11 protein-coding genes and 2 pseudogenes are annotated in these 11,522 nt (G+C 53.1%); 8 read left to right on the top strand and 5 right to left on the bottom strand.

The window, feature by feature from the left end; genetic code table 11:
• Positions 1-387 (bottom strand): hypothetical protein (locus tag HT737_RS28310; RefSeq protein WP_220459540.1); only part of this gene is annotated, 387 nt, incomplete at its 3' end.
• Positions 388-858: 471 nt separating this feature from the next.
• On the opposite strand from HT737_RS28310, the gene HT737_RS28305 reads away from it, so the two are divergent.
• Complete coding sequence (locus tag HT737_RS28305; protein WP_182404465.1) at positions 859-1,824, top strand: HNH endonuclease signature motif containing protein; 966 nt, start codon at positions 859-861, stop codon at positions 1,822-1,824.
• 471 nt (positions 1,825-2,295) lie between these two features.
• Here the strand turns inward: HT737_RS28305 and HT737_RS28300 are convergent, their stop codons facing one another.
• The 3 genes from HT737_RS28300 to HT737_RS28290 form a co-directional block, all read right to left on the bottom strand.
• The gene (locus HT737_RS28300; RefSeq protein WP_182404464.1) at positions 2,296-3,072 is read right to left on the bottom strand and encodes a hypothetical protein; all 777 of its coding nucleotides are present in this window, start codon (positions 3,070-3,072) and stop codon (positions 2,296-2,298) included.
• A 161-nt stretch (positions 3,073-3,233) separates the two neighbouring features.
• Positions 3,234-4,244: a phage portal protein gene (locus tag HT737_RS28295; protein WP_182404468.1), complete on the bottom strand. Its 1,011-nt coding sequence runs from the start codon at positions 4,242-4,244 to the stop codon at positions 3,234-3,236.
• 11 nt (positions 4,245-4,255) lie between these two features.
• Positions 4,256-6,013 (bottom strand): terminase ATPase subunit family protein, encoded by a 1,758-nt coding sequence (locus tag HT737_RS28290; protein WP_182404463.1) that lies wholly within the window; start codon positions 6,011-6,013, stop codon positions 4,256-4,258.
• A 153-nt stretch (positions 6,014-6,166) separates the two neighbouring features.
• Here HT737_RS28290 and HT737_RS28285 point away from each other — a divergent pair.
• From HT737_RS28285 to HT737_RS28255, 7 genes and pseudogenes are all read left to right on the top strand, one after another.
• Positions 6,167-6,998 (top strand): annotated as a pseudogene (locus HT737_RS28285) (GPO family capsid scaffolding protein).
• Positions 6,999-7,041: 43 nt separating this feature from the next.
• On the top strand, positions 7,042-8,049 hold the full coding sequence (locus HT737_RS28280; protein WP_182404462.1) for a phage major capsid protein, P2 family: 1,008 nt from the start codon (positions 7,042-7,044) through the stop codon (positions 8,047-8,049).
• Positions 8,050-8,059: 10 nt separating this feature from the next.
• Positions 8,060-8,757 (top strand): annotated as a pseudogene (locus tag HT737_RS28275) (terminase endonuclease subunit).
• 118 nt (positions 8,758-8,875) lie between these two features.
• Positions 8,876-9,346, top strand: a complete 471-nt coding sequence (locus HT737_RS28270) for a head completion/stabilization protein (protein WP_182404461.1) — start codon at positions 8,876-8,878, stop codon at positions 9,344-9,346.
• Positions 9,346-9,558 carry a tail protein X gene (locus HT737_RS28265; RefSeq protein ID WP_182404460.1) on the top strand — a complete coding sequence of 71 codons (213 nt, stop codon included), beginning with the start codon at positions 9,346-9,348 and terminating at the stop codon, positions 9,556-9,558. The genes HT737_RS28270 and HT737_RS28265 overlap by 1 nt, the downstream gene beginning before the upstream one ends.
• A 9-nt stretch (positions 9,559-9,567) precedes the next feature.
• The gene (locus tag HT737_RS28260) at positions 9,568-10,044 is read left to right on the top strand and encodes a phage tail protein (protein ID WP_182404459.1); all 477 of its coding nucleotides are present in this window, start codon (positions 9,568-9,570) and stop codon (positions 10,042-10,044) included.
• Positions 10,041-10,520, top strand: coding sequence for a phage virion morphogenesis protein (locus HT737_RS28255; RefSeq protein WP_182404467.1), 480 nt, complete (start codon positions 10,041-10,043; stop codon positions 10,518-10,520). Before HT737_RS28260 ends, HT737_RS28255 begins: the two co-directional genes overlap by 4 nt.
• 38 nt (positions 10,521-10,558) lie before the next feature.
• Here the strand turns inward: HT737_RS28255 and HT737_RS28250 are convergent.
• Positions 10,559-11,522: DUF4062 domain-containing protein (locus tag HT737_RS28250; RefSeq protein WP_220459539.1), on the bottom strand; the 964-nt coding region annotated here is incomplete at its 5' end.

Raw genomic sequence — 11,522 nt, 5'->3', positions numbered from 1 at the left:
GAACCAAATTTGATAAATCATTGCTTCGGTTGATAGATCTGCAAGGAGACTAGCGTTCATCACCGCCCAGAATGCCAGGGCTTCAGTCTCCCCCGGATCAAACTCAAAGCGCTCATCAGGATCATCTACGGCGTGTTTAAACCAATTTTGCGCCTTACGCATAATCGTGAAGTACTCGGAAGCGGAAAGCCCATTTGCTCCCTGCGCGAGCTTGTCCCAAGACTCATTGGGATGCCTATTTTCGACGAGATTGCTAAGGATCGAAGAAGCAGCCCCCACCAGAGTATGCACAGCTACCGGGTCCTCATTTGCAAACAACATCCGTATCGCTACGTTCAGTTGCCGTTGTGCAACCTCGATTTTTGAAACGTTCAAATGTTCGAGCATTTTTTTACTCATTCTTTGATGCGTAACGGAAAAGTCTAAGCCTTACCAATTCTAGCTGTCCTCCTTTACTCCGCAGGGATCCGCAGGCTTTTCATACACCGCATTCACCTATCAAACTCCCTGCCTTGCCTTCGCTCAGGTTGCCGTAGCAATGCAGAAAAAAAGGACTTATTTAGCGCGCAGGCGAGGTGGGGGGACGACGGCGCGCGCGGAGTAAAACATTTTGCCCAAATCAAGCCACCACGACCTTCTACCAAAAATAATCCAGCGTTAACTAGACACGCTAATGGCTAATAGCTATTGTTGGCGTGAGCAAATATCGGCTGCGGGTAAACCATACTTATCAAACTACTGAAGACTTAATCGCCATTAGAGCTTTTTTAAGAATCTTAAAAAACGAACTATATAGAAATTAAAACTAAAAAACCAAAAACCAAAAACCAAAAACCAAAAACCAAAAATGGATTTTACATGACCAAAACACGCACAATCATTCCACGAGCGCTTGAAGCAATACTATTATATAAATCGGCAAAAACCTGTTGTGTTTGCAGATTCCCCCGCGCACCGATACAAATTCATCATATCGACCAAAATCCATCGAATAACTGTGAAAGCAATCTAGTAGTATTGTGTACCAATTGTCACGATGACGCTCACACAACACGTGCCTTATCAAAGAATCTTACACCAGCTAGACTTTCACAATTCAAACTCAAATGGGAAGCAGATGTACTTGCCCGCTCATCAACTGCTATGGTACCAAGCTCTAACTTAGACCAAGCCATGTGGACTTTCGTCAATCATCAAAGGATTATTCCTGTGATGAATTCACTTGGAGTGAAATTCAATAAAGCAAAATTAGACTCTTTGATTTCCAGGGGAGTAGTCGATAAAGATGGCATCCCAACATTTCAGCTTCCGAAAAAATCGCCAGCCTACACGGATCAAATCATTACTATCTATGATAGATTTGAATGGGACGATTCTATGCGACTTCACAATTTATACATGGACGCTGTAGATAAGATTATTTTAAAGGCAAACCCGATCGAGCTTGGTGCTGTTTGGACCAAGACAGATATTCGTTCAGTTGTTCAGCCGGGCTCAATCTGCTTCTGTATGAGAGGACATATGTTTAAAAGAGGGGACGTTATCAACGGGGAAGAAAATAGATTAGTCTTTGCACGCTCTAACAATATTGAAATTCAGTTTCATGCACATACTAGACACATGTACGGAAACTCGGCGCTTTATGACAGCTTTGTCGGTAGCAGATTTACCGCATCGCTTATTCACGTCAAAGACTATGCTGTTGAAGCCGGAAAGCTGATCATTCGAGCTACCCCGATATCGATGGGTGCGGGATTCGTACCTAGCGCTTACCAAACTCCCCGACCATTGCGCTATGGCTGGGCACAAGCCCGAAAAATCTAATACGTTTAATCTTAGGCGAGCGGCCAAGCAGATTCCACGTATATCTGGTAAGGACTGGCCAAAACAGAGGCTTGTAAACCATGCACTAATCAGGTTCATACCACAAAATCACAAAGGTGGCGTCTGAGGAACGTGATCTACGGGCTTTTGAAAAGGTGAGACCTCATATCGAGTCGGCGGCCTTTTGTATGTGCCCTACCTGCCTCGATCACTTTGACGCGCGGGACGACTGCCAGACCTGCACCGGAAAAGGTTTTGTGATGAAGCCGGCGCCAGCGGGTCTACGTTGAAAGCTCAAACGCGGCTAGGGAATGGCTTAATCAGCCACGCCCCAAGGGCGTTCTGAACAGACGGCGATGCACAAAGGCGAGGAAACGGAGGCCTTTGAGTGGTTCAATGTCGACCTGAGCGTGGGTAATGGCCGGAATCAAGGTAAAAACTTGATTTCACCCATTGTTGAAAAGACAGGATCTACTTACACGCGTTTAGATAAGCTCTGAGGCTCTCGGCATCAAAATATGGCGAAGGCATTTTTGCAAGATACTCAGCTCCTTTAGATGTGTTCATTTTTAGTGTTAGCGCCCCCGTACCTTTATGTTTCTTTTCCAAGATACCCGAAACAAGCTCCAAAGACTCTGTCAAACTTTGGAGAGCTTCGTCAACGACCTCTATCATTTGTTCAGTCATAGTATACAGTGCAATTAGTTGACCCTCGCCGACGATCTCACCAAGTTGACAAAGTGTATGTGCGCCCGCCTTCCCTAAATTCGAAGCCTTTAATGTCGCCCGATACTCATCTAAGGAACCATTACGATTTGAAAAATTCTCGAAGCAAGCTCTATATCGAGCCTGCGCAAGGTAGATCGTATCGATAGTCACCGTATCATTCATCGATAATGCTATATCGATAATGCGTGGATCGATTCGATCAGTGACCCCTGGATTACTAGGAATTTTGGTTATTTCTAAAAATCTAATCTTGCTATCACGAGCGGGGTAGATATTATATTTTTTTATTGAAAACAGATCATTCAACTGTGAAGTAAGATGAATAACCGTTCTATGAACGGCACTAAAATCCGCTTTAACCTCATTAGCCTTTTCAGTTTTCTTCTGAAAAAAATAGGAACAACCGGCACCTGCCATTGCGCCGCCGAAGCCGGCTGCTACAGGTCCGCCCACATCTTTTAGAACAGCAACAACAATCGGGCTTATCAACTGAGATATTTCTGGCGAAAAAGCAAACACGGCTAGAAACGCAAAAAAAACGGTAAAACCTCCAAATAAAAAACCAAATTATCGCGGCGAACCCCATACAAACACTCCTTCATTAATATCTAATTCTCATTATTACTCAAAGGAGAAATATAGGCACAGTTTTTTATACTCATGCGGCCGAGAAAAGGGGTCTAGTTCTCTGCACCAATCTCGTAAGATTTAAATCTCATAACCTCCTCGCCTAGCCAGTCATTCAGCTGCGTCATCCGCGTCTGAATCGGCTCCAGCTCATTGGCCGCATAAATCTGCGCCGCCTCTCGAATTGACCCAAATCCACCCGCATTCTGCGGAACAATCCCCATCAACTGCGGCGGAATACGCAGGCTCGCCAACACATCATCCCGCGTCTGATTCTTGATCGAATTGAATTCATCCTTCGCTGCCACTTCGCTCACCGGGATCAGCTGAATACCGTCCTTCTTGCCGGTCGGCGAGTAGACGAACAAATTCCGAAAATTCCCTGGCCCCTTCGATTCCTTCAATGCATTGCGCAACGCATCAATGTCCGCCTCGGTCTGCGCCGCATCCGTCATGTACAAGATGAAACCAGCATGACTCCCGTTCTCGTAATACTTACGCCGAAACAACGTCGCCGACTCATTCAACAACGCCGACTGCAACGCATTGATCCACTCCGGCAGTCCATAAATCTCCTGATGCAGATCCGCCTCACGCAGATGAAAAATACTTTCCGGCTCAAACGCGTGTTCATCCTTCCACCCCCGCACCTGGTAAAACTGCCCCTCCGGCCCCGCACGCATGTACTTCGCCAACGGCGTTTCCAACTTACGAACCCCGCCCAACCGCGACCGCCGCCCCTCAAGGTACCCGTTGCCCAAACACAAAAAGTCCAAAGCAAACTGCTCAAACGAAGCCCGCGACAACAGCGGATGCGGGATAAACGTCTTGCTCAACAGATTGCGCTTGAACATCAACCCCGAATGCAAATGCACGCTCGCCCCCACCGACCGGGCCAGCCCATCCAGCGAAAGCGGCGGCTCATACCACCGCCCGTTGAACCAGCACTCCAGATAGTCGAAGACCTCCCGACCACCCAGCACCGGCGTAGGCTCGCCGAAGGAAAACATCTGAGTTCCGGCGCCGGCGGCGGATGTGGTCGCGGGCAACGTCTGGTTGGCCATTTGTTCGGTCATCAGTAAATCTCCATGCGCCCGGTGTTGGCAGTCGTCTGCCCCTCAAGCGGTTCGTGGTGCAATGCGTGAAAGAGCGCCCAGGCCAGGTCGGCGTGGCCGGTGTTGTCGTTGCGGCCGGCGGTGTAGGTGTACTGGCGTCCGCCGGCGGTGACGGTTTTGCGAATCGCCATAAGCGACTGGGCCATGTCGGTCCAGCCGGCATCGAATTCGAGCCGGCCCTTGTGAATTACGTCGTAGGCCTTGAGTACCAGGCGGGTTTTGACTTCGGGCGAGTAGCTGAAGGTGGTCACCGCCGGGAAGAACTGGCGCACCAACTGGGCCACGCCGCTGCCCAGACCGGTCACGTCGATCCCAATGTAGGTCACCCAGTAGCGATCGCAGACGCTCTTGATGAACGCGGCCTGCGCGGCGAAGTCCATGCCCCGGAATTGGTGTCGTTCGAGGATGCGAAACTTGCCACCGGGTACCAGGGGCGGCGCGACCACTACCATGCCGGAACAGTCGCCCGTCTCGGCCGGGTCGTAGCCAATCCACACTTGGCGGTCGCCGAACGGGCGCATGGCGAAAGGTTTGTAGTCCTCGGCCCACTCGACCCAGCTGTCCACCATGCACGACTGCAACAGGGGCAGCGGGAAGATGCTCGCGCCGTCGTCGACGAACTCACACATCAGCAGGTTGGCGAACGCTTCGGGGCTGTACTCGCGGCGCAGTTCCTCGATGTCGAACAAGTCACAACCGCCCCGCTCCGCGTCCAAGATCGTGACAATCTGGCGCCACAACCGATCCTCACAGAACCGGCCCTGCTGGAGCGCGCCATGGGACACGTCCACCTTCTTGTGTTGCGCGGCGGGTTTGCCCTTGTTGAAGCGCTCGCCCGTCCAGAAGGTGTACGCCTCATGAGCCATGCTCGACGGCGTGGAAAAGTAGGTTTTGCGCCACTTCTTGTGCATCGCCATGCCCGAGGCGACCTTGTTCAATTCCTCGAACTTGAACGTCCAGAAGAATTCGTCGAAGTAGAAATTGCCGTGGTAGCCCTGGGCAGTGCGGGCGTTGGTGCCGAGGAAAAACAGCTCGGCGCCGTTGGGCAACACGATGGGGTCACCGGTCAGTTCAACGCCGATCACCTCGCGGCAAAACGCCTGAATGTAGCCCCGGAACAGGTAGGCCTGGTTCTTCGAAGCCGACAGGAAGATCTGGTTGCGCCCAGTGTCCAGCGCATCGATGAACGCCTCGCGGGCGAAGTAGTACGTCGCGCCGATCTGCCGACTTTTTAGGATGACGCGTGTGCGCTGATTGCCGGCGCGGTACCAGTCTTTCTGATAGTCGAAACAGCCATCGATGAACGCTTCGCGCAGCAGCTCGATCTGGTCTTCATCAATCTCGTTTTTGACGGCTTTTTTCTTCGGCCCGGCGTTGCGTTTCGCCAAATTCGGGTTGAGATCGGTTTCGGTACCGCCACCCTGAAAGCGCTGAATCCGCGCTTGTCGCTCAAGCTGCCTGTGCAGCAGATCGATCTCCTTGAAGTCGCCGCCGCTTTTCCCCTCCTTCAGGATCAACTGCACCAGCCGCGCTTCCAACGCCCCGCCAATGCGCTCGACGTTATCGGCTCGGTCCCACTCGTCGCGGGCCTTCCAGCTGTGTAGCGTTTTTTCCTTTTCGCCCGTAGCCTCGGCAATCTCGCAGATGCGCCAACCCATCCAATAGAGAAACTTGGATTGGCGGCGCGGATCAATGGGCAGCAGTGCGGTCGTAGTCATGGCCGCGATGCTGCCGCCCATGCCAGCGACTCAATAGCGCCGCCTTTTGTACCGCCCTTCCCCACAGTCCCGCCTCATTGCCGCAACTCGCGCGCGTCACGACCATGCCCCTCATCGCAGGCATTCAGCGCCCAAGCAAAGAGGTTTCCCGCCATGAAGAAATTCCGCAGCAACTGGTTCCGCGTCGCCGTCGAGGGAGCGACCTCAGACAAGCGCACCATCAAACGCAACTGGCTGGAACAAGCCGCGAAGAACTTCAACCCAAGTACCTACGGCGCACGCATCTGGCTTGAGCATTTCCGCAGTCTGCTACCCGACAGCCCATTCAAGGCATACGGCGACGTACTGGCCGTGAAAACTGAAGAAGTAAACATCAACGGCCAAAAAAAAATTGGCCCTGTTTGCCCAGGTCGAGCCAACGGCTGACCTGATCGCCATGAACAAAGCAAAACAGAAGATCTACACCTCCATCGAAATCGACGACAGCTTCGCCGATACCGGTGAGGCGTACATCGTCGGTCTCGGCGTGACCGACTCACCCGCCAGTCTCGGCACTGACGTGTTGTCGTTCTCGGCCCAGAAACCGGACGTCAGCCCGTTCAAGGATCGCCACTACTCCGCAACTTCGATGTTCACCGAGGCGCTGGAAACCGAGCTGACATTCGAAGAAGTCGAAGATAAACCGAGCATCGGCGCTCACCTGCTCAGCACAGTGAGAAACCTGCTCAGCGGCAAGCAAAGCAAGGATGACAACGAATTCGCGCAAATCAGCCAAGCCGTCGAAACCGTCGCCGAGCATGTCAAGGATCTGCCCGCGCAAATGGCTGCCGAGAAGAAGTTTTCTACAGGCCTGCAAACTCGATTGGATCAACTGAGCAAAGACTTCACTGAACTGAAGACCCAGCTCTCCACCACCCAAGACCCCAATCAAAAAACGCGCCCTCCGGTAACCGGCGGCGATAACTCGGTAGTGACTGACTGCTGACAGTCAGCACCGCCACAGCCCCGAATAACCAAGGACGACCACCATGCGCAACGACACACGCGTTCTGTTCAACGCCTACCTGCAGCAGCTGGCCCAACTGCACGGCGTGAGCGATGTCACCACCAAATTCACCGCCGCGCCGACCGTTGCCCAGACGCTGGAAACCCGCATTCAGGAATCCAGTGCGTTCCTCAGCTCGATCAACATCTACGGCGTATCCGAGCAGTCCGGCGAGAAGGTCGGCATCGGTATCGACGGCACCATTGCCAGCACCACCGACACTACCGTGAAGGATCGCGAACCCCGCGACCCGAGCAGCCTGGATAATCGCGGGTACACCTGCACGCAAACCAACTTCGATACTGGCCTGCGATACCAAAAGCTGGACCAGTGGGCGAAGTTCAAAGACTTCCAGGCGCGTATCCGCGACGCGATCATCAAAGCCCAGGCACTCAACCGGATCATGATCGGCTGGAACGGTACCAGCCGTGCCGCCACGTCGAACCCGACAACCCACCCGCTGCTGCAGGACGTCAACATCGGTTGGCTGCAAAAAATGCGAACCGAAAATGAAGCCCGCGTCATGGCCGAGGTCGTGGCAGACAGTGGCAAGATCGAAATCGGCGCTGGCAAGGATTTCGAAAACATCGACGCACTGGTTGTCAGCATGGTCAACGAATTTATTGAACCGTGGTATCAGGAAGATACCGAGCTGGTCGTCATCTGTGGTCGGCAACTACTGGCCGATAAATACTTCCCGATCATCAACAAAACACAGGCGCCGACCGAAACGCTGGCCGCAGACATCGTCACCAGCCAGAAACGCCTGGGCAACCTGCCGGCCGTGCGAGTGCCGCACTTCCCACCGAACAGCCTGATGGTCACTCGCCTCGACAACCTTTCGATCTACTGGCAGGAAGGCACCCGCCGCCGCACCGTCGTCGACAACGCGAAACGCGACCGCATCGAGAACTATGAGTCGGTCAACGAAAGCTACGTGATTGAAGATCTGGGCTGCGCAGCCATGGCCGAAAACATCACCCTAAGTTGAGGCCAACACCATGACCAATCCTTGCCGACGTCACTTTGTGCGCGTCAATGCAGCCATCGAAGCGGCAGCGGCCAATCCCACTCAAACGATGGCCGGCGCCACGGCTTACGAGCACCAGCTCAGCCAACTGCTGCAAGACCGCCTGCGCCTGAAACAAGTGCAATCGAACCAAGCAAAGCCGAACTCAAACGCCAGTTACTGCCCGAGTACATCCCCTATGTACAAGGCGTGCTGGAGCGTGGCCAAGGTGCACAGGACGACGTGATGACGACCATCATGGTCTGGCGTATCGACGCTGAAGACTATAGCGGCGCTCTGGATATCGCCGACTACGTCCTCAAACACAAACTGATCATGCCTGACCGATTCGAGCGCACAACCGGTTGCCTGGTAGCGGAAGAAATCGCCACCGTTGCTCTCAAGGCGCAGAAAGTCGGCGAGCCGTTCGACCTGGCCATCCTGCACCGCACCGCCGAATTGACCGACACCGAAGATATGCCGGACCAGGCGCGAGCCAAGCTGTTCCTGGCCATGGGCCGCGCAACGCTGGAAGGCATCACCGACGAGAGTCCCGGCCAACCCGGTCAGGTGCCAGCCGGCATCGACCTGCTGAAGAAAGCCATCGACCTGCACGACGCCTGCGGTGGCAAAAAGGATCTGGAGCGGGCCGAACGCCTGCACAACAAACTGGCTGGCTCTGGTCATTGAATCAGGACAGCACCCCGAGCGTCCCCACGCACCCCGCCGGCTCGGGGCGGATCGGCCAGCACTCCCCTCCTGAACGTGAAGCCCCGACCACCGGCGACTTACAACAGAGCACAGATTCATGAGCGGATTCGTAGCGGGCGGTACCGGCGCCAAGGCCCACGGTGGCCACATCAACACCGACCCTTTCTGGCCGTCGATTGATTTGGAAGACGTGCGAGGCACGCTGCGCCTCGACGCAAGTGTCACCCCAATCAGACTTGAGACCGCGACCATCGCCGCCGCCATCGGCATCAATCGTGAGTTCGCTACTTGGCGCCGCACCAAACAGGCAAAAGGCTACGCCGCTCTTGCGGACGTCCCAGCCGAACAAATCGAGGACAAATCTGAACTCGTTCACCTCTACCAACGAGCGATATACGCCGCGACCGGCGCGGAGATCTGCGAACGCTACCGCTCCTACGACAGCACCAACAGCGGCAACCAGAACGCCGACGAACTGACCCCAAGCATCGACGAACTGCGCCGCGACCAGCGTTGGGCTGTGCGCGACTTCCTCGGCCTCGGCCGCACCACAGTTGAGTTGATCTGATGACCGTCAGCATTCGCGCACAGCAAAACGACACCGTCGACGCGCTTTGCTGGCGTCACTATGGCCGCACTGCTGGCGTGACCGAAGCGGTACTCGAAGCCAACCCCGGACTGGCCGACCACGGCCCAACCTTGCCGCAAGGCCTTCTGGTGCAAATACCCGAAGCCCAAACCGCCGCCCCGCAACGAAAGACGGTCCACCTATGGGATTGAGATTAAAAGATGAACAAACCTGAAAACCTGCGCGCGCACTTGCTTGCCTCCGTGGAAGAACTCAAGCACAACCCCGAACGACTTTTGATATTCATCGACAATGGCAAGATTCGTTGCACCGCTGCGCATACGCTCTCGTTCGAATACAGCTTCGACCTGCAGGTCGTTCTCACCGACTTCGCCGGTCATCCCGACAGCGTCATGTTGCCCTTGCTAGGTTGGTTGAGCATTCATCAGTCCGAGTTGCTTGAGAATCTCAGCAAGGCCGCAGACGGCATTCAGTTCGAGGCTGACATTCTCGACAACAGCAAAGTCGATATGAGCCTGACGCTGCCCCTGACCGAAGGTGTGGTGGTGGGCAAGGACGACCAGGGCAACACCACCATCCGCCATCCCGGCGAACCGCAACGGGCTGCCGACTTTCTCGACTCGAACTGGATACCCGGTGTCCAAGGCAATGGTAGCGAATGGGCGCTGCCAAAATGACCTACCGATTGGACGCACTGGAGGACTGGGCAGCGGAATTAGTTGGGCAGCTTGAACCGGAGTCGCGGAACAAACTGGCCCGCTGCCTTGGTCGGGCGCTGTGTCGAAGCCAACAGCGGCGAATTATTGCTCAGCAGAACCCAGTCGGCAGCAAGTATGCGCCGCGCAAGCAGCTCATCCTGCGCGGTAAGCAGGGTCGAATGAAGAGAAAAGTGAAAATGTTTCAGAAGCTGCACACAGCCAGTTTTCTCAAAGTACAAGGTGATGGGAACACTATCAGTGTTGGCTTCACCGGGCGGATCGCCCGGATTGCCAGAGTGCACCAGTACGGGTTAAAGGATAGAGCAGAGCTCCTCGCCCCATTTGTAAAGTATGATCAAAGGGAGATCTTAGGTATTACCGAGGCAGACGTAAAATTTATGCGGGACTCATTATTACTACAGTTAACAAATAATAGCTTCAACCCTAGATCTTAACCAAGAGATCAGCCAAACAACTGGCCATCAAAGATGGATTAATTTAATATAAGCTTCCTAACTGCTCGTGTCTCCACCATCATTCTTTCACCGTCTGAGGTTAGCAGCCATTGAGGGTCAGCAATATCACTAGTAGTATCTGAAGCAACAACAGCCACAACCCCAAGAAGAGCTTTGCATTTTGAAATTGCTACAGTTTGAAAATCTTGATCTCGCAAAGACGACATATACGTACCAAACCCAAGTTTAGTGCAAAGAGCCTCTAACAAAACGTCCTTAACCGCCGACTCCTTACTACCATTTACAAGATAAGGAGAGATGTAATAAAAAATCTCACCCCAGGTGCAATCAGCCTTCCACGGACGGGTATTAATGCCATCCCAAAAGCTGCCAAATAACGAATACATATCGCCAAACCCGGCCAAGTTCGGGACATCGTAAATAGCTTTTTTTCTGTTTCTTATTTGCGAAACCTCAAGATTCAGCCTGTCATTTTCTTTACGAAGTTCGTTGATTTCTTTTAAAAGCCCTTCGTTTGAGCCTTCACTTGCGCGCACCCAACCTACAGCGGGAAAAGCTTTCATTGTCTTGACAAGACTCAATGAAACCAGACCTGGCAAATCACTAGGAGACGTCCAATATTTGACTAAACGACCATTCGAAACTTTGTCTCGAAAAGCTTGAAGCTTTAGCCTTGCTTCTTCAGATATCTCAGACCTTTCAATAGTCAATTTCTCAGGACTACCATGAAGAAGAGCCACAATTTTTATACCTCTCTCTACAGCATAATCAAACTCCATTTCTGTAAAACTAAGTCCCTCTGCGCCTAAACTCCCGTATCTACCACCAACAATTAATAGGTAATAGTCACAATCATCAATGACCTTCTTAATAAACACCCATTGCTCTTCATCCGTCGCTGGAAACATTTCCATACCGGCAGGAATACAGTCCATCTCCATTAGAGTTTGAGTAACACTTTTCCTCTCTTCCATCAAATCC

Origin of the sequence: Pseudomonas sp. MD195_PC81_125 (genome assembly GCF_014060985.1) — a bacterium.
Lineage (GTDB): Bacteria > Pseudomonadota > Gammaproteobacteria > Pseudomonadales > Pseudomonadaceae > Aquipseudomonas > Aquipseudomonas parakoreensis.
The sequence above is the reverse complement of the archived record's forward strand: the minus strand, read 5'-3'. Positions and strand labels throughout refer to the sequence as shown.